Below are 19520 nucleotides of genomic sequence, written 5' to 3'. Positions count from 1 at the left end.
ATCAATAAAATGAACGTCATCAACGCAGACGCGGAACTCGACCTCTTCAAGACAACCCCCATTGCGACATTCCTCCCGGCTCTCGGGTGGCATCCAACTAAGAACAAGGACGAATTCCAGAAGGGCAAAGAGAACATCGAGACATTCAAGGGTCGCGGCGGCATCTACCGCTACAAGGACGAAAACAAGAAATTCGGAACCATCCTGGATCTCGCGTTGATCGAGGTGGGAGCCGGAAAATTCGGTGATGCACGCCGCCTTCTTCGCTCCATTCTTGGCAATCAGGCCCCTGAAAACTTCTCCACCAAACCCCTGACACAAAACCCCTCTTCCCTTCCCCCAGTCCCTTCCACCGAGTCTTCTCAAGTCCCTCAGGTCCTCCAGTCTGAAACGATCAACGAAGAGAATAAGAAGATGACATACGCCGAGGCGAAGGCCGTTTTCGAGGCCGGATCCCTGATATGGAGTGATCCCGATTTCACCCCAAATCTCATGAGACGTCGGGGGCTGCATTCGGTATCCGAGATTCACAGGCGCTCCATGCGCCTTTCAGGCTCCGGCAGCGGGAACATCCGCTTTCCATATTTCGTCCGACTTGATGACGGTGAGATTGTCCACGGAGGTCATGAAACCATCGTCCTGCACGGGGGCGGCAAGAGATACCAGAGGGGCACCCACAACGGCGTATGGAGGTCCTCCGGGCCACATATCATGGGCAAGACGGCTGTGGTGGGCGAGTCCCCCCTTGATGTTCTGGCATATGATGGGTTGCACCCCTGCGATGAGGGACGCCATCTTTTCGCCCTGCGTTCCGGGACCGAGGTGATGTGTATCGATATGATCCGCGATATGATCGATCAGGACCTCATCGACACGGTGATTATCGTGACCGACAACGACCCCGCAGGCATGGTTTACGCGGGCAAGGCCCTCACGCGCCTGCAGGTCGGCCGCGACAAGACGCTGACAGGTCCCGCCCGTAAATACTACAAGGGTGTGCGCGCCTACTATCATGCACCTGACGGCTTCCGTGAGGACTGGAATGACGTTGTGAAACCGGTGGAGAGCGACGACAGCCCGTCTCCGTAGCTACGCGGTGGCAAAAATAATGATCTGATATCATGCCGCTATGAGCACAGATATCACACCATACGGCCTTTCGGCCGACGAGCTGATGGCGAAGCTGAAGCAGGCCGAGGTGGCCTACTTTAGTCCCGCTGGCAGCGTTTCGCATGATGGCAATACGCTGTCCCTGCTGCCACGTGATCAGCTCAAGACCATGATCCGGGAGCTTCGCGCATATCTCGGCCTTTCCCCTCACAAATTCATGACCACGACGCGCCCATCACGCCGTATCAAAACGCGTATGAGGCGGTGAGGTGAGGGTCGTTGGCATCGATCCGGGATTTTCCGGTGCGCTTGCGTGCATCGATCCGGTGACTGATGAGGTCATCGGTCTGGAGGACATGCCGACCGGATATTCCGGTGACGTAAAGGTGGTCTGCCCCCTGTCCATATACGGCCTTCTGAAGCGGTGGCAGCCTGACGTCATCATCCTCGAGAAGGTCGGCCCGCGACATACGGACAAACGCTCAAGTATGTGGAAATTCGCACAGGGGTATGGTGCCGTTATTGCGGCCTGCCAGCTTTACGCCAATCGCCCCTCGCTCCATCTTGTGGCGCCCGGCGTCTGGAAGGTGCCTTTCGGCCTGATCCTCGGTGCGGGTGTCACAGACGCGGACAAGAAGCGCGCAAGCCTCGAGATGGCCCGCCAGATCTTCCCTGACGTGGCCGGTGAACAACTCAAAAGACAGATGGATGACGGGAGGGCCGAGGCCCTCCTTGTCGCCGCATATTACCAGCGGGCCTTGGCCGCAGCTGACGAGATGGAGGTCATCTAAGGCATGAAGATTTTCGGCTTCAACATCGCCAGGGCACGCAAGCGCAAGCCTCATCAGGCCGCACGTCGTAGGCACCCGCAGCAACGTGATCCACGGACCATGGGGCGCGGATATCGCCGCCCGGAGAACTTTGCATCAGCGGATGAGTGGCCGATCAGCGGACCCATGATTGAGTCCGTGCCTGCGGCCTTATCATTTATCCGTCGCGTTTCGTGCGATCTGGTCGACAACAATCCACACGCGCGGCGCGCCGTTCAGGTTTTGGTATCTCATCACATCGGGACCGGCATCCGGGTGTCCGTAAAAGGCGACTCCGAATTTGAGGCATTCCTTAATAACTGGTTCAGCTCCACATCGTCCGATTACGAGGGCCGCCTGAATTTCTACGGCACGCAAGCCGTCGCATCGCGTGGCATGTTCCGGGCCGGGGATAGTTTCATCATCTATCGGGTGGAATACAAAGACGACAAGCTGCACCTGACGACGCAGCTGATCGACGCCTCCCAGCTGGAGGATATGGCCACACCGAAATACAAAAATAACGAGGTCCACTCCGGGGTCGAGGTCGACCAATCCGGACGCATCGTCGGCTACCACATCAAAGAGACACTCGACGCAGTCTCGTCACCATGGGGCGTGAACCAATCCCGCTTCGTCCCCGTCGAAGATGTCGCACATATGATGGAGATCCAGCATGGCGGAGAACTGCGCGGCATGCCGCGTGGTGCGACGTCGTTCTTGGTCAATCAGGACCGCTCTGAACTCATGTTTGCCGCCGTTCAGAAGGCCAAGGGAGAAGCAAACTTCCAGGGCGTGATCACGTCAGCAATCGGCTCCGACGATGATGATTTCAATCTCGGCGATGGCGGCGGCGACGATCAGCCCTTCGGCTCTAACGCGGTTGAGAACGATGATGGTAGCTGGTCCCTCCAGATGATTGAAGAGGTCGCACCCGGAACTTTCCCGGAGCTGCCACCTGGCAAGCAGCTGGTGCCGTTCTCGATCAATTCAGTAGCCGGATTTACGGACTACATGCGGATCTCCATGCAATCCTGTGCGGTCGCATATGGTGTCACCTATTCGCAGATCAGTGGTGACACAAACGGACAGAAGTTCGGGACAACCAAATCCGACGCTTCCGAATTTAATCGGGGCGTAGATTGCACGAGGGCACACACGATTTACCCATGGATTATGCGGACCGTCGAGCGTCTCAAGAAAATCTACGAAATCAACACTGGCAAATCCGTTACTTCCACGATCACCCTTGTAGCCCCCGCCCGTGAGGTTCTCGAGCCCGAGAAAGAGATCTCGGTTGTTATCAAGAAGCTGCAGTCCGGACTTCTAAGTTGGTCACAGGCATGCCTCGCCGAGGGCAAGGATCCCGAGGAACAACTGGCCGAGATAAAGGAGGAGCGCAAGCGTGCGCGCGACGCCGAGGTCAATCTAATGTTCGGGGATTTTTCGTTTGAGGAACTGGAAAAGCTTCTCGAAGAGGAAGCCCCAGAGCCATGGGGTGGAGGCCCGTAGTCACTACGCGGTGGCAAATTTTCAAACCTGATATGTTCCTGACAACAAAACGGATATCGGCAATATGACCAGAAAGACCAGCCATATGAAGACCCGCTCAGCCTCTTATAACGAAGAGGATGGCACGGTCGAGATCGTCTATTCGATAGGCGCACGCGTCGAGCGTTACGACTGGATGACCGGCGAGGAGTATCTTGAGGGTCTTGTGATCAGCGAGGATGCCATCGTTACGGACCGCCTTGGAAAAAATGCGGTTCCACTTCTCATTGATCATAACCACGACGGCCTGCCCGCAGGTCGCGTAATCGATCATTGGATTGAGGGCGATAAGGCCGTTGTCCTGTGCAAAATGTCGACCAGGACAGAGATCAAAGAGATCATCGGAGACATCAAAGCGGGCGTCATCAATACGGTGTCGGTCGGATACATCCCATACGAGTATGAGGTGTCCGAGGTCGCTGGCGAAGAAAACGTCCGCAAGATCACGAAATGGGAGCCCACGGAAATCTCCCTGGTCAACATCCCCGCCGATCCGGACTCGCAATTCCGCAGCCTCCCGGCGCCCGCCAAGGGCACCGTCCGGCGCAAGATCAAGAACGCAATCACAACCCCCACAAAAAAAACGAGGAGCCAGGCAATGCCAGCTGCACTGAAGAAGAAGAACCCGACGAACCCCGTTCCGGCGAAGCGTGCAAAGCCTAAAGGCCGCGCCTCCGAGACCGCAATCACGGAAATGGAAGAGGAAATCGACGAGGAGCTGATCGGTGGCGAGACCATCGAGGAGATCATCGGAACTCTGGAGGAGACACTCGAAACTGAAATCGATGACGGCGAAATCGACGCTGAAGTCGAGACCATCGTCACCGAGGGTGCCGCCGTGATCGAGGCAGAACTGGCCGAACTTGTCGACGAAATCGAAGAGGACGAGGAAGAAGAGGCCGAGGTTCCTGCTGACGGCGCGGCTGCCGCTGAGGCGGCGCGTAATCGCTTTTCCAAAATGCTGGATATCGCAACCCGGTGCAAGGTCCCGACGTCCGCCGTTGCCGCTCATGTTAAGCGCGGCACGAAGGTGTCCACGTTCCGTCGCGCAGCGATGCGCCGGATGGCTGATCGTTCTACCAAGCCCCTGAGTGGCGTGCGTGGTCGTGTCGGTGTTGAGGCAAGCGAAAAGTTTGGCGCGCGCGCAGTTGACGTCCTTCACGCAAAAATGACCGGGGGGAAGCCCTCCGAACTGGCACGTGGCCTGATGGATCTGACGCTCTACGACCTTGCAAAGCGCAGCCTTGGTGCAGCCGCGCGTGGCCTGACGAGCAAACAGGCCGTAATCAGTGCGGCAATGCAGCGTAACGCATTTGGCGGTCACACTTCGTCTGACTTCGTCGGCATCTTGAGCGCGTCCGCAAACAAGACCCTGCTGACCGGTTATGAAAGCGAACCTCCTTCTTTTGACCCGTTCGTCAAGCGTGTCACTTTGCGCGATTACAAGCCGCAAGAACGTCACCGCCTCGGGGATGCTCCTGGCTTCCGTCGCCGCGCTGAGCGTGCCGAGGTCGAATTTGGCACCATGGGCGCAAGCAAAGAGGAGCTCGCACTCTTCAACGAAACCATCGGTATGTCCCTGTCCCGCGAAATGATCGTGAATGATGATCTCGACGCTTTCGGCGACATGCTTACGGGTTTCGGCGTGAGTGCTGCTGAAGCGGAGTCTGACATGATCTATGATCTGTTGGTCAAGGAATACATTATGGCCGATGGCCTGACGGTTTTCCACAACAAGCACAAAAACCTGATCAACACCCCGTTGTCTATTCAGGGTCTTTCTGACGCTCGGAAGATGATGATGGCACAGACGTCCCTGGACGGTCGTCGGATTACGGTCCGCCCTGCAGTTCTGATCGTTGGCGGCGATATCCTGACCGAGGCCGAACAGCTCTTGTCGGATACCAGCCCCGTCACCGTTGATGGTGTCAACCCGTTCAACAAGGCAGGCCTGACGCTTGTTTCTGATAGTCGTATCGAGGGCAACCAGTGGTTCATGAGTGCCGCTCCTACGCGGATCAACACGCTCGAACTGGCAACGCTGGAAGGTGCAGAGGGAGTCTCGCTTGAGACCATCCCGAACCATTACACCAAGTCGATCGACTACATCGCATCGATCGACATCGGCGCCGCGCCTATCGATCACCGCGGTATGGTCAAGTCGACCGGCAACGGCTGATAAAATACTCCCCGGCGCCGTCATGGCACTGGGGACTCCCCCCCATTTTCACCACATGAAAGACCGAGAATATGAAAAACCACAGCACAAACGGGACAACCGTCACGCTCGTTGCGGACCGCGATGTTGAGTCGGGCGAGGCATACGCAAAGGGCGGTCTGATTGGCTTTGCCCAGACCTCCGCAGCCGCAGGCCAGCAGTTCGTCCTGGTAACCGAGGGCGTCTACCGCACCACGGTCCTGACCGTTGCAGATGTCGAGACCGGCGACGAGATCTTCTGGGAGGGCGCTTTCCTGACCTCCGCATCGGATGACGGAGATCCGGACGCACCCGTGCCCTACATGCGTGCAGGTATCGCCTACATCGGCGGAGCCGCTGAAAGTGGCGAGGCTCAGGTCCACGTCAAGATCAACGCATAACCAATTTCCCGGAGGGGCGGCCTCCTCCGGGGATACGCGCGGCGGTAGACCGTTTCTCCCTGCCGTCGCGCAACATCAAATCAAACACGAGTGCCTATCCAAATGACCTACATAAAATCGGCCCGCGACAGTAATGGTCGCTCAATCCCAATCGCCGCATATGACGATGCCGCAGGTATCCGCGTGCAGGCCTCATCTGGGGCCGCTACAGGTCCCATAGATCTGCCCGAGGGCGTCTACCTGTTCACGGCGACCGCAGACGCCTACGTGAGCCTTATTGGCGACGCTGGCCCGGCCGCAGGATCCATGTATCTGGCGGCCGGGGTCCCATTTCACCGGATCGTCGGCCCCGGCGCAACCGTGAGCGCGTATGGGGTGACCTCTGCCGCCGCCGTCCATATCACGCCTCTGGTGTAACATGCTGATCTCTGTCGGCGCACTCATCACCGCACCCAAGGCCGCATCCGGCGGCAGGCCCGTCACCATTTACGACGCCGGTGCGGCCCCGCAATATCGCATTAACGCGACCACTATGCAGGTTACCCGCAAGGCCAACAGGACCGGCACGCCAAACATGACGATGGCAGCCGTGCAAATCACGAAAAGGAGGCCAGCATCATGAAAAAGATCTTCGCAGAGGGCTGGAAGCAATACGCAGACGCCGCAGACCTGGCCCAAAACTGGACCTTCGGGCGCGCTCCAATTTTGATCCACAGCACCCCGGCACTGTCCGAGCTCCGGGGCTCAAACGGAAACGCGGAGTCGCTTGCAACCAGGTCATTCACGCCCACATCCCGGGTCGCCCTGTCTGCTGACGTCAGGATCCCGGCCGATGGCGCAGGAACGATCATCGGTTTCAACCCTGCCGGATATGCGAGCCGCAACCGCGGCACGTCAGGAGAGTCCCCGAAGGGGGTCTATCTCAACATCAACGGCCTCACACCGCGCCTATACTATGATATCCTGACCGGTCCCACCGGATCCGCAGTGAACTCGGTCCTTTTGGCGTCTGGTGCGCCTGTCGCTCCTGGTCAGACACATCATATCGAGATCATCACGGATCACAGTGAGGGAATCGCCAATACGCGTGTCTACATCAACGGGGCCCTGTCGATCACACACAACTACCCCCGGGATCGCATACTGTCCGGATTTCAGGCCCTGACTTTCGGAGAGGCCGCCATCCACACTTTCGCCGTTCGATCGAGCGATTTTCCGATGGTGTCCAACGTCTTCTGCTATGATCCGCAGGACAGCGGGGCGGATCCTGTCGGACCCTTGGATATCGAGTATCTCCTGACGCCAATCTCGAACCTGGGCGTTGGTCCGGCACGGGACTCAACCGGCGTTCCCATCATCGATAACGCATGGCGCGATTTTGACCTGTCAAATACGGCGGTTGATGCGGAGATCGTGGATGCGGAAATGGTCTACCGCTTGGCTGCCATAAACGGCCAGGGCGCCGCGTCTGCGGAGCTTGCCCTCGAGTCTCTCGGCCTTCAGGTCGGTGGCACGGCACAGCATACGATTACACCCGGATACGCACCAAAGATCCACAGTTTCACGCTGCCATCGGCGAGCCTGACACCGGCAACGATCAACGGCCTGACCCTCAAGGCCCGTTCTATCGCGCAAGGGGGCACCTGATGAACCTGTATGACAGCATCTGCGAAATGGCGGGTGGCATTATGGCGAGCACGTTTGGCGACGGGGTGACATATGAGGTCGTCACCAAAAACCACGGAACGATCCTCGTCGATGGCATCTATACGCCTGTCATATTCGAAGCCGCCGTCACCCCCCAGGGGGCGCGTCAGGCGATGCGAAAATCCAAGATCGACCTGGTCCGGTCACAGCTGATCGCCGGTGGCATCACCGACATCCGGAAAGACCTTTTCGGGGCCACCATCGATATCGACGGCGAGACGATGACCATTCAGGATCCAAGAGATGACCGTAAGGTCTTCGTTGATTGCCAATTCCGGTCTTCCGGCTCACTACGCGGTGGCTAATTTTACAAACTGATACAGTGCCCTGAATAGATCCAAGGGCAGTCACATGCACCCGCGCACCAAGATTAAAGATCAGATCAAAGACATCCTGTCGGAAGCTTTTCCGGACGTGAATGTCTACGTCAATCTTCTTGGTGAGGTTGACCCGAGTTTCGATGAGGTGATCATCGTTTACGTTCCGGATGAGACCACCTCACGGGTCAATGGGAAAAGCACCGGAATGACCGGTGCGCCCCTGAAAAGGCTAATCACCGTCGAGATCGTGGCGTCCATCTTGCTGCATGCGGTCACTCCCGAAGAGGAGGAGATTGCGTCCGACAGGTCAAACGCCCTGGCCCGCAAAATCGGCCTCTGCATCAACAACAATCACGTCGCGCTGGAACCTAAGGGCGAGCGTCAGGAGCACGACATTGGCGACGTCATCCGGATCGCAAACGTCATGACATATCAGCATGAAATCAACGATCTGATGGACTCATGAGCATGTCGAAATCAACCCAAATCCACAACGAAATGGAGGCATAACAATGTCTTGGAAATTCTCTCGCCCCTCGAATGCGCTATACACCGCAAGTCTTGGAACTCTCATCCTTCGCCCCATTCTGAACGATGTTAAGCCATATATTTATGGCCCTGGCATCTCTTTGGATGACTGTGAAAACTGTTCCGTCACGCCGACTCTCGAAAAATCTAAACGGAAATCGAAGGCATTCCCTGTGCCCACAACGGTCTTTGACCGTATTTCCGGCAAGGAATTTGCATTCTCCGTGATGGTTATGAAGCATATCCCAATCGTTCGCACTGCGTCCATGCTCGGTGAAGAAGGCGTCAAAAATCAGATGGCCGAAGTGGGGATCACGGGATCTCTGGGAGATGTTGAGCCTGGCCTGCACAAACTCCCACATCGCGGGATCGAGAACGTCACGTTCAGTTCGGATGGTGTGCCTCTTATCCCTGGCGAGGACTACACGGTTGATCGTGGTATCGGCTGGTTTGAGACGACCGAGATGTTCCCCGACTTCACATATACCTACGACACGGTCCAGATCTCCAACGGCTTCATTTCCTTTATCGGTAAAGGCAGCGGATTGCGGTGCGGTATCGACTTCATCCCGATGAACAGCGACGGCGCACAGGGCATGCTTGAGCTCGATGAGGTCATCCTGACTGCAGAGAGCGCGCGGTCCCTTATTGCGGCAGGATCGGACCCGGAAGGCGTGCAGCTGAACGGGATTATCGTCCCCCGCGATGATGGATCCTTCGGTATCGAAACTGATCGCATCCTCGACAATTGATCGAAATGCAGGCCCCGCCATGCGCGGGGCCTACCCAAACCCCATCCCAGGAGAAATAAAAATGACCACAAAAGCACCAAGCATTCTTGACCTTGCGCCCGCGCCCTTCACGATCGTGGAGATCGAACGCGGCAAGATCGCCGTATTTCCCCTTTCGGTTGATCAGATCACCGACCTGATGCGGCGTCATCCGGAGGTCGCCGATGCATTCGCCGGCGGCATGACTCTCGATGTGCGTAGTATCGCTGTCCGCTTCCCCGAAGTCGCGGTTCAGTTTGCCCTCTCGGCCACTCATGCTGACACAGACGAAGAAAAGGCTGTTGTAAGAAGCCTGGCCCCCGGTGATCTCTTCGATGTAATTCTTACCGCAGTCGAGGTCAGCATGCCAAAAGGTGTGCAGGGTTTTTTGGACCGTTTTGGCGCGCGTTTGCCAAGGGCCGAAATGGCACCCACGAAAGCACCACAGGTGAAGGCAGTGACCGGCGACAAGATCCTGCATCCCGCAGCGGCAGCGGTGAAAAAATCACCCTCGACGAGTGGATCGGTGGCGTCGTCTACCAAGTCGCGCAAGCGGGCCACGGCCTCGAAGCGGTGATCAAAATGTCCCCCCGGCAGGTATGGGCAATACATGCTCAGCTGCCCCGGGACAGGATGATGGGAAAACTCGACATGGCCGGTGCATACCAGCTGGCCCACGCGGGTGAAGAGGTCTGGCAAAAGATCCAGAAGGAAATCTAAAATGGCAAAACCGGATATCGAAATTACCCTCTCGGCCACCGGCCTGGACGATATCCGGGCCGCCTTCGCATCGGTGCGCGGCGAGAGCTCCTCCACTGGCCGTGAGATCCAGGTATCTGCAGAGCGTGCGGCCGAGGGCTTCGGTGGCCTCGGGGAGCGCGTCGATGACGCCCTTTCCCGGGTGCAGGAGCTGATCTCGACGATCGGAAAAATCACCCTGGGAGCCGCAATCGCTGGCGCGGGCCTCTTTGCGGCCGCGATGGCCAGGGCAAAACAGACGGTCGAGGGCACGACAGACGTGATCTCGGATATGAGCATCGCGGCAAAAAGCGTTGGCGCGCTGGATGATCTTGACGGATTTAACGGTATCTCGTTCGCTTTTGAGCGTGCCGGAGGATCCGCAGAGCAGGCCCTTGCGGTCATGGTCAAGCTGCGTGATCTCGCGTTCGAGGCTTCCGAGGGTAGCAAAGAGGCCGAGAGCCAGCTGGCCCAGATCGGCGTAACCTGGCAGGAAATAATCAATCCCGACACCAGGGAGATGAATAACGCGGTTGATATCGTGAAGGAAATCGCCGCCGGATATGAGGGTGTCGCAAAAACCATTGACGGCCTGCGCGGCAGTCAGAAGCTCTTCGGACAAGAGGCCGGAACCCTGTTTTTTGAGGTTCTTGAGGGTGGGTCTGATGATCTCGAAAAGAGCGTCGAGCTTTACCGGGATCTCGTCGGATACCGGGAAGATGACGTTCGGGCCGCATACGATCACAAGAACGCCTTGACGCGGGAGGCCGCCGCATGGGAGGGCCTTCGCCTTTCGTTTTTCCGTGGTTTTAGCGATTATTCTATTGATAGCGCATTTGCTCGGACAGATGGGATCACGGCATACCGGGGCCTCGCTGAAGAGCTTGGCGAAAGCTTCGGTGAATTGCTCTACGTCATCACTCCGAAGCTGACGGCAGCGATTGGCGGCCTCGCGGGCTTCCTGATCGATGTATTCGACTACCTCGCGACCGGCGATACGAACTCCACATGGATCACCGCCATGGACGAGGGAATTTCGACGGCCAAAAAGACGTTTTCAGACCTCAAATCCGACGTTCAGGATGGTCTGGCCGCCTTCGAGCGTATCTCAGACAGCGTTGAGTCTCGCATGCTCCCCGCTATCGAGCGGCTGATGCCGATATTCGAGCGCGGGATGGCCTATATCGAGACCTCCATGATCCCCGCTATAGACGGCATCACGGCCGCCTTCGCGCGCGTATCCGATTTCGTGTCTACCCAAACTATCCCGTTGTTCGGAGACACCCTGGCGGGCGCGTTTTCATCCGTTCTGGACCTCTTGGCGACCGGTGAGACGGACGCCCCGTGGCTGACGGCACTTTCGGATGGTATCAGCGCGTTTGTCCAAGACCTCTCTGAGGTCCTGTCCATCATCAACACGGTAAAAGATGCATTTTATTCGGTTGCGGATTTCGTAACCGGGACAGTCCTGCCGCTTTTCGATGTGGACCTAAGCTCTGCCGGTCTGATCGCGGGTTTCGTCGTGATGGGCGTCGCCCTGACGAAGCTGAAGCCGATCCTTACCGGCGTTATTGGACTACTGGCCGGTGCTGACAAGATCCTCGGAAAGGTCACCGGTGCCGTTCTGGGTTTCATTTTCCCTAACTTCCGGACCGGATCCGGAATTGTCGATATCTTCAAGTTCGTAGGCGTCGTCCTGAAAGACCTGTTCACTCTGACCCTGGCGGGACTGGGCACGATAATCACGAAGATCGGTCTAGTAGGCGGCGCGGCAAGAACTGCCGCCGCTGGAGCAGCTGGAGCGGCTGCGGGCGTTGGTGCCGGGGCCCTTGCGGCAGGGGCGGCAGGCGCCGCCGCCGTTGCGGGAACCTATGTAGCAGTGACAAGCACAAAAGAACTCGACGATCGCATGAAAGAAATCGAGCAGAAGACTGTTGAGGCCGCCGAAAAGCATGGCCAGGCTTACGCTGCGGGATACCTGAAATCATCCCTCCAGCAGCTGCAGGAAGGCGCCGGTGCGGGCGGCTTCATCAATGATCTTTTCGGAATTTTCGGAGGTGGCGCCGACTTTGATCAGGCAATTGCGGACACGGAAGAGGTTATTCGTCAGGGTGGTGAGGCCGCCGTAGAGGCGGCGCGCCGTGGTGCCGAAGAGGCCCGTGGAGGCGTCCTGTCTGAGCTTGAGAATGAGATCTCCAACATCGATACCGAGATAAACATTACCGGATTTACCGGGATCGAGGAGAGCCTGCGCGAGGGGCTTGCGGAGGCATCACGCAACGCCACCATCCAGCAGGATCTGGCCTTCAATGCCCCGCAGGCTGCCCCTTACATCGCCCCCGTAATCCAGCAGGCACCCGCGCAGCAGGCTGCTGGCGGCAGTGTGGCGGCGATATTTCAGCTTGGCGTCGAAGAGCTGCGGGTTGACGTATCCCCCGCTGACGCCTTCTCCCAGATGGTTGCCCGCGCGAACCGAGGCAGGAACTGATGATTAATGAGAAATACACAAGGCTGAAAATCAGCACCCTGACGATCCCCGCGTGGGCGGATTGGCAGGTCACCGAAAGCGTCAGGCTTATCAGCCAGGCCGCTGACCTGCGCCGCACCGTCAATGGCGAGCTGGTCAACGTGGCCAGAAGCACCTTCCGGAAATACTCCGTGGACATCCGTGTTCAGGATCACTGGGCGGCGGGCCTCTCCGGGATCGATCTGGGCAGCTACTGCGAGGTCATCCCTTCGGAGCATTTTTCCCTGTCCGTCCCGGGCGGCGCCGTATCCGCAAAAATCCCGAGGGCGGGCATCGAGGTGGTCGGCATCACAGATGATGGCGTCGAAATCCCCGCGACCTCACAGCCGACAAATCCGCTACCCCTGCAGACGGCCAGGGCCGGTAACCGGATAGGCTTTTTGCGTGTCCAGCGAACCGTTTCGTTTTCCACGCCAGTCGTCCTGGTCCGCTACCGGCCCGTCCTTGCGTGCCTTGTGACCGACTGGACAACAGACTCCGATGAGGCGGCGGCGACCGCCTCCTGGACCATATCACTGGAGGAGGTTTGATATGCCGCATGATGTGGGCAGCGTGATTTTCAGGATGGATGGCGGCGCGACTGATGACGTGATCATTCTTGGTGCCGCGTTTTCGCAAATCAAAGGCGACTCCGGGACGATCAACATCACCGCAATCATGCCGGAGGCCGGTATCCCGTCGGCGCAGTTCGGGACCCTGTCACTCGAGATCAACGGGACCCTCACGCCAATAGCCCGAGGGCAGCTGATGCGCGTCCCACTGAGGCTGGCAGGCCAGCAGGTCGAACTTGAGCTGGTGTGTCGGGGTGCAAACAACACGCAGCGGATCGACAACCTCTTTAAGGCGAAAAACGATGAGGTCCCAGAGGGGGTGGAGCCGTCTCTTGATGCACGGCGCACCGCCCCATACCTGCTGTCTGACGTATACGTGGATCCGATAACCCATACCCCATCGCTTGACCCCATAGCGGGCAGCGCCGCGCCCGCTGTCACACTATACGGTGAGGGTGCTGACCCTGACGTGTCAACCGTCCTGGGCCTCGATATCGACCTGACCGAAGTTCCTATCGATGAAATCGAGCTGACCGAGACGACGGAATTTCGCCATCAGGAGTGGGCGAAGGTCGATCTGGGGGATGCCTTCTCTATCAGCGTTCCGGAGGCCGAGAGAGGGACATACACCCCCCTTGCGCTGAAGGACGCCCTTGCGACGATCACCCTCGACGGCGGATACCGGCTTCTATCCACAAATGCCGAATTCCGGGCCACCGCTCCAATGCGGGTCTACACCGATAAAAAGCGGGTCGACCCCTTCACGTGTATCATCACGAAGCCCGAATTTGTGGAGTATCCGCTGAACGAGATCGAGGAGATGACCATTGAGGCGATCGTCGAGGCGGTTCAGGATCGACAAGAGACCCTGCGCGTGGATGTCAGGGCCGCCATCCAGCAGATCGGAGGGGTCTCACAGGTGACCGAGGAGACCTCCATCCAGAACGCTGAAAAACTTGCCGAAACCACATCATCCTACTCATACAAGACCTACCGCGAAAATCCGGGGATCGGTGGCGGCACACTCACACGCACGCATTGGATCACCAGATATGGGGTCAATTCGAGCGTCTGGAGTAGGTCTGGAGAATTCAATCCGGAGTGCAGCGCGTCCCTGCGGGCCATGGTCCGTCGCGCGGCACGGATCGCCATTGAGCGCGCGCACTGCGTCACCCTGACCGCCCAGACTTTCGATACGGCGGCCATGACCCTCACTTTGAAAGACCGGGTGAGGATCTACGACGCCCGCCTTCCGTCCGGCGTCGCGGTCGGCAAGGTCACCGGTATAGAGGTCTCTATGGTCGATCAGGCGTCTCTTGTGACGCTCTCTCTGTCCTGCCCCGTGTCTGACCCGGAAAGTCTCTCTACGGCGCCCGGAGGCGGTCCTGACGGTCTCGCATCCGTCCAGATCAACGAGGACATCACCAGTATGTCCAATATCGTCCACCCGCCCGCCATCAGCGCCGTCATCGGTCGCGATGCATCCTATATGGTAGAGCAGATGGAGCTCATCGACGGACAGGTCGAGCAGGAGCTCAAGATGGGCCTGACGGACGAGCGGTTCGTCCAGATAGAATTTCCAGACGCGGAGATGCCGAAAACGGGTTTCTCGATGGATCTTGGGGACCTGTCTCCCGTCCCGGTTGAGAACATACCGCCGGTCACCATCAGGATGGGGGACACCATTATAAACTTGCCAGAAGGGATCACGCTGTGACCGTAAAATTTGTCAGAAGCCCGACTGAAAAGACACTCCGTGAGCGATACATGGATAACAGCAACCCTGGGAGATATCTCAAAGAAAAGAGGGCCGGTCGACTGATGGAGACCCGGGAGCAGCAGGCAGAAAAGGCGCGGGCCCCGGACCGCAGGCAGCTGTTCGGGCGTCTCGAGTCACTTCCCGTCAACGCTCAATCGAAAAAATTGGACGAGGGAGACGTCACCCCGTCCGTCGATGCTGGAATTCTTTCGGGCGTAATCGCTGCGACGGTCTCCACAAATCGCGTCATGCCGCTTGCCGCAAGTCCGTCCAGGTGGGACGTCCTGGCGTGCTATCATGCCATAATCGACGGATCATTCACGGGCTTCAGCTTGCCAGCTGTCGGCATAAAACTGGGTCAGTATGCGACAGGCCTGATGGACGTCGATTTTGAGGATGAGGACTTTGACCTCGACCCGCCAAAACAGAACATTATGAACACCAGGGAAAATGACAGCTATGCGCTGCGCGGCCTTGCGAGGTGCGATCAAGCGGGCCTTACGGCACTCATCGAGGCGTCGGATACCAAGGTGGACGTCATGGCTCTGGATTGGGCTGGTCCATGGGCATCTGAGGAGATCCATTTTATGTCCGTTGAGCTCGAAGATCATGTGATCGGAGGGATCAGATACAGGCACCTGCCCGAAGAGGGCAATCTTACCGTCACCGTGCCCCCGGTAGATGTGGTTGAGGACAACGATCACGCACTCATCGACATCCAGTTTTTGACGATTGAGGGCCAAAAATGGCAGGCCTTCATGACGAGGATCAGGTGATGGAAAACGAGACATTCCTGGCCCGAAAGCTGGCGGGTGGACGGCTGATGACCCTCAAGGAGAGGGATGCACGAAAGAAGCGGAACCGGGCGCGTCGAAAGCGTGACGCGGATCTTCTGAAAAAGGCCGGGCATGTCGAGGCGCGGACAGCCAGACTATCAGATTTCAAAAAACGCACCGCACCACTCGGGGAGACGCTGCGGGTTCACCAGGGCGGCTATCTGGCCCCCTCTGTCGAGCTCAATGCGCTGGCACCGCTGCAGGTCGGCTATGACGTCCCTGGAGCCCCTTCAGGGGGCTTTGAGTGGTATATGAGGTCGCACCCAGCCATGGTCATCCGGCCGGAAGACATGACTCTGGAGACGCAGCCTGTGACCGGCATCACGACGGCCCGCGCACAGGTGATCATCGCATATCCATACGCCGACGAGTATGCGGTCACATCAGATGCCCTGGACCTGTTCTCAAATCAGGCGTTCAATCACGTCGATCCCAGCGGCAGCATGTCGCCCGCATGTTTGTGCTTTTACGGGGACGGGACCCCACCGGACGACTCCGACGACGATGTGGTGGAGCTCCAGGATCCGGACCCCGAGCTGGGCACCGGGACCGTCAGAGCCCCCGGGATATATAACGAGGAGTGGGAGGATAGTGAGCTCACCCAGTGCAGCAGCCCGAAGAGGCTCCCGATGGACGCGTTTTCTGCGCACGGTCGTCTCATAATTATTCCGCATCCTGACGCAGATTATACGGATTTTCTGATCTCCGTGCGCGACGGTCAGGGTCGCGTCATCGGGACGTTCACAAGGTTCATTGCATCGCGTTCCATTTTTGGCCCCGCCAGCGCGGTATATGGCGAAACGGAGCTGGGTCTGGATGATCACACCGTTGGCGGGAGCGCATATGGTCACAACGTCGCCTTGGGGCGTGGAGGATCCGGACCACGATCAGACTCCGACGGCCTCGCGGGCCGAAATATCGCGCGTGACGTCACAAAGATCGCTCCGAACGCCGGTCCGGCGATCATCGACGTCAGCGTAAAATACCCGCTGTCCGTGCGGACCGTCAGCAACCGTCTGATCACCCTCGACGCATGGGGCACACGAATAAGGTAGAAAGTCATTCTTAGGTAGAGAATCGATCAGGTGTAATGCACGCTAAGCCTCATATACGGTAGTAAATTTTGGGGCGGCATCAATATGTGGAACTGGGATCAGGGAAGATTGGATTATTTCCAATTTGACAATCTAAAGAAAATCGCCCGGTTCTCGATGAAGAATGATCTCCGTTTAACGGACCGCGCCGCTCTTGTCGCCGACACCGGATTGCCGTTCCTGCCGGACAACCCGAATTATAAGCCGTGGCGGAATTACGGCCGCACTTTTAAGCTTGCGCTTCTCGCCGCATCGGATGGGCCCGGTTCGCAACCGACGAAGCTGGCCACGCTCCTGGCAGCGGACGGCAGCATCACCACGGATGAGTATTTTCACTTTCTGGCCGAGGTTACAACGGACCCATCTCCCGCTCTTCAGGCCTGGGATCATACCGCAGAAATACGCAGACCGTTGCTGTTCACTCTGAAATTTCTGTTGGCGAGAGCAAGCATCGGGATATTCACGACCGGCATTAACGATGTGATCGCCGCCTATGCGGCCTCGGGCTTCGTCGGAGATGAGGGTCAGATGGACTTCGCGCCATTGGCCACTGCGGGCCACACGCTCGCAACTGTCGATAGGCAGGCTGCCGAGAGCATTCAGGTCATAGCCCAGATATCATATTTGTCCCTGAAGAGCCGCAACATCACGGTATCCCTGTCACAGGATGATGCCCTCGAAATATTTCAGCAGCTGGAACCGGTTGGCGGCGATCCTCTGGCATCCGGTGATGCGGAAATCTTTAGAATAACAGACCTTTTCGAGGCGGAGATTGACCGCCTGCAGCTCGACTACGCTGACACCGCAGTGAGCGATATAGAGGAGTCCGGCTTCTCCGGAGATACGACTTTCGCCGAAGGAAGAAAGACCAGAAAGACCCATCTGGTGATCGAGCGGAACGGAAAGATCCGGTCGGAATTCTTCAAGGCCTACCCCTCTGCCATCTGCGATTTTTGCGACACGGACACCAGCACCTCTTATCCGTGGGTTGAGAGGATACTTGATGTTCACCATTTGTTACCATTATGCTCAGGGGCACGGACCTCGAAGACAGGAACCATGCTTGATGATCTCGTTGCGGTCTGCCCAACGTGTCACCGCGGCGTTCACAGATATTATGACCAATGGCTGAAGGCCTCTTCTCAGAAGGACTTTCTGGATGCCGACCAAGCAAAGATGGTCTACGATAAGGCCAAAGTAGAATTTAAGGCGATACCCTGATGCTTATGAACAACCCCACATTTGTTAGTCCCGAAAAGCTGTATGATGCACAATCAGACCTAATCAGGGGCGCGGATGCCGGGGTTGATATCTGCAACGTCATGGAGGGTGTCGGCGGGAAGATTGACGATCTGGTGTATGCAAAAAGCCGTGCGCTTGCTTGGACAGGTGGAAAGCCGCCTGCACTAAACAGCTTCAAAAAGACCGCCAAAGGGGTGCCGATCGTATCATTCTTCACCGGCTGCGGAGGGATGGATCTTGGATTTGAGGCCCTCGGATTTGATCACAAGGCCGCCTTCGAGTTCAACGAGATTTTCTGTAAGACCCTGCGTGTCAATCGTCCAAAATGGAAGGTGTTTGGCCCGCCCCATTACAACGGCGATGTTTCCAAAACTGACGAGATCATCGAGCAGTTAACGCCGATCATTGACACCCCCTTCGAGGGGGTCTTCGTGGGCGGCCCGCCCTGCCAGCCCTTTTCGATCGCTGCGAACCAGAGGTTTTCCCGTTCCGGTGAGAATTTCAAACGGGTCGGGTTTTCGCATGAGAAAAATGGAAACCTGCTTTTCGACTTCGTGAAGTTGATTGTCCATTTTCGTCCGGCCTCATTCGTGATTGAGAACGTCCCCGGTCTCCGTGATCTTGATGGTGGCGAGCAGCTTGGTGAGGCCATCAAGATTTTGACCCATGCCGGATATAATGTGGAAGAGCCAGAGGTGTGGAACGCCGCCGATTACGGGGTGCCTCAATTCAGGCAGCGGATGTTTGTCGTTGGCGCCCGGGTGCAGGGATGCTTTGAAATGCCCCTTAAACGCGATCACGTGGGCTGTGGTGCCGTTCTCGATATCTTGCCGGGGGACGACGCCCTGAACCACGAGACACGCCGCCACGGGGTCGGTTCTGTGGAGCGGTATCGTGTTCTGGATTATGGAAAGCGCGACAAGCTGGGGCGGGTTGATCGACTTACACCAACACGACCGTCCAAGACGGTCATCGCGGGGGGCACAAACGGTGGTGGTAGGTCGCACCTACATCCGGAAATACCCAGAACCCTGAGCGTCAGGGAGTGCGCGAGATTGCAAACCTTCCCGGATGACTACCGGTTCGTTGGCCCAACTGCGAGGCAATTTACGCAGGTCGGGAATGCCGTGCCTGTGGTATTGGCGGCAACGCTGGCGGCGCAAATATCGAAAGCATATTTTTGATGATCGCTTCTGGACTTGGAAGAAAGACTCGGTGGAAGGGACTTGGAAAAGGGCAGAAAAGAAGGGATCGTGACAAAATGACAGAAATGACAAAAAATCCTATATAGACCGTATACGCGCGGGAGGAGAAAAAACAGAAAAATACTGTATACGGCTGATATAGAAAAAACTGTCATAACTGTCACAAAACCTTCCC

At 57.4% G+C, this 19520-nt stretch carries 20 protein-coding genes; all 20 read left to right on the top strand.

From position 1 onward, the window contains the following. The first annotated feature begins 9 nt into the window (after nt 1-9). The 20 genes from C8N30_RS13080 (at nt 10) to C8N30_RS12985 (ending at nt 19324) form a co-directional block, all read left to right on the top strand. Nucleotides 10-1089, top strand: a complete 1080-nt coding sequence (locus C8N30_RS13080; protein ID WP_025062339.1) for a toprim domain-containing protein — start codon at nt 10-12, stop codon at nt 1087-1089. Between the two features lie 40 nt (nt 1090-1129). Next, nucleotides 1130-1378 (top strand): hypothetical protein, encoded by a 249-nt coding sequence (locus C8N30_RS13075; RefSeq protein ID WP_025062340.1) that lies wholly within the window; start codon nt 1130-1132, stop codon nt 1376-1378. A 1-nt stretch (nt 1379) separates the two neighbouring features. Then, the gene (locus tag C8N30_RS13070) at nt 1380-1901 is read left to right on the top strand and encodes a RuvC family protein (protein WP_025062341.1); all 522 of its coding nucleotides are present in this window, start codon (nt 1380-1382) and stop codon (nt 1899-1901) included. A 3-nt stretch (nt 1902-1904) separates the two neighbouring features. Beyond that, nucleotides 1905-3431, top strand: coding sequence for a phage portal protein (locus C8N30_RS13065; RefSeq protein WP_025062342.1), 1527 nt, complete (start codon nt 1905-1907; stop codon nt 3429-3431). 64 nt (nt 3432-3495) lie between these two features. Continuing rightward, complete coding sequence (locus C8N30_RS13060; RefSeq protein ID WP_084273585.1) at nt 3496-5649, top strand: phage major capsid protein; 2154 nt, start codon at nt 3496-3498, stop codon at nt 5647-5649. 71 nt (nt 5650-5720) lie between these two features. Then, entirely contained in the window at nt 5721-6068 is a 348-nt protein-coding gene (locus C8N30_RS13055; protein ID WP_025062344.1) for a DUF2190 family protein, read from the top strand. A 102-nt stretch (nt 6069-6170) separates the two neighbouring features. Then, a complete protein-coding gene (locus C8N30_RS13050) occupies nt 6171-6485 on the top strand; it encodes a hypothetical protein (RefSeq protein WP_025062345.1) in 315 nt (104 codons plus the stop codon). 1 nt (nt 6486) lies between these two features. Further along, nucleotides 6487-6690: a hypothetical protein gene (locus C8N30_RS13045; protein WP_025062346.1), complete on the top strand. Its 204-nt coding sequence runs from the start codon at nt 6487-6489 to the stop codon at nt 6688-6690. Next, a complete protein-coding gene (locus C8N30_RS13040; protein ID WP_025062347.1) occupies nt 6687-7715 on the top strand; it encodes a hypothetical protein in 1029 nt (342 codons plus the stop codon). The genes C8N30_RS13045 and C8N30_RS13040 overlap by 4 nt, the downstream gene beginning before the upstream one ends. Then, nucleotides 7715-8080 (top strand): hypothetical protein, encoded by a 366-nt coding sequence (locus C8N30_RS13035; protein ID WP_025062348.1) that lies wholly within the window; start codon nt 7715-7717, stop codon nt 8078-8080. The genes C8N30_RS13040 and C8N30_RS13035 overlap by 1 nt, the downstream gene beginning before the upstream one ends. Before the next feature lie 46 nt (nt 8081-8126). Further along, the gene (locus tag C8N30_RS13030) at nt 8127-8561 is read left to right on the top strand and encodes a hypothetical protein (RefSeq protein ID WP_025062349.1); all 435 of its coding nucleotides are present in this window, start codon (nt 8127-8129) and stop codon (nt 8559-8561) included. A 235-nt stretch (nt 8562-8796) separates the two neighbouring features. After that, entirely contained in the window at nt 8797-9375 is a 579-nt protein-coding gene (locus C8N30_RS13025) for a hypothetical protein (protein ID WP_147419706.1), read from the top strand. Nucleotides 9376-9436: 61 nt separating this feature from the next. Continuing rightward, the gene (locus C8N30_RS13020; RefSeq protein WP_025062351.1) at nt 9437-9970 is read left to right on the top strand and encodes a hypothetical protein; all 534 of its coding nucleotides are present in this window, start codon (nt 9437-9439) and stop codon (nt 9968-9970) included. A gap of 144 nt (nt 9971-10114) precedes the next feature. Next, on the top strand, nt 10115-12619 hold the full coding sequence (locus C8N30_RS13015) for a hypothetical protein (protein WP_025062352.1): 2505 nt from the start codon (nt 10115-10117) through the stop codon (nt 12617-12619). Further along, entirely contained in the window at nt 12619-13188 is a 570-nt protein-coding gene (locus C8N30_RS13010; RefSeq protein ID WP_025062353.1) for a hypothetical protein, read from the top strand. The genes C8N30_RS13015 and C8N30_RS13010 overlap by 1 nt, the downstream gene beginning before the upstream one ends. Before the next feature lies 1 nt (nt 13189). Continuing rightward, entirely contained in the window at nt 13190-14926 is a 1737-nt protein-coding gene (locus C8N30_RS13005) for a hypothetical protein (RefSeq protein WP_025062354.1), read from the top strand. After that, nucleotides 14923-15744 carry a hypothetical protein gene (locus tag C8N30_RS13000; protein WP_025062355.1) on the top strand — a complete coding sequence of 274 codons (822 nt, stop codon included), beginning with the start codon at nt 14923-14925 and terminating at the stop codon, nt 15742-15744. Before C8N30_RS13005 ends, C8N30_RS13000 begins: the two co-directional genes overlap by 4 nt. Then, nucleotides 15714-16859 carry a hypothetical protein gene (locus C8N30_RS12995; protein WP_037967915.1) on the top strand — a complete coding sequence of 382 codons (1146 nt, stop codon included), beginning with the start codon at nt 15714-15716 and terminating at the stop codon, nt 16857-16859. Before C8N30_RS13000 ends, C8N30_RS12995 begins: the two co-directional genes overlap by 31 nt. A gap of 84 nt (nt 16860-16943) precedes the next feature. Next, nucleotides 16944-18119, top strand: coding sequence for an HNH endonuclease (locus C8N30_RS12990; protein WP_025062357.1), 1176 nt, complete (start codon nt 16944-16946; stop codon nt 18117-18119). Continuing rightward, entirely contained in the window at nt 18119-19324 is a 1206-nt protein-coding gene (locus C8N30_RS12985) for a DNA cytosine methyltransferase (RefSeq protein ID WP_025062358.1), read from the top strand. The genes C8N30_RS12990 and C8N30_RS12985 overlap by 1 nt, the downstream gene beginning before the upstream one ends. Nucleotides 19325-19520: the final 196 nt, after the last annotated feature.

The sequence above is a fragment of the Sulfitobacter guttiformis genome, from assembly GCF_003610455.1.
In the GTDB taxonomy this organism is placed as follows: Bacteria; Pseudomonadota; Alphaproteobacteria; order Rhodobacterales; family Rhodobacteraceae; genus Sulfitobacter; species Sulfitobacter guttiformis.
The sequence above is the reverse complement of the archived record's forward strand: the minus strand, read 5'-3'. Positions and strand labels throughout refer to the sequence as shown.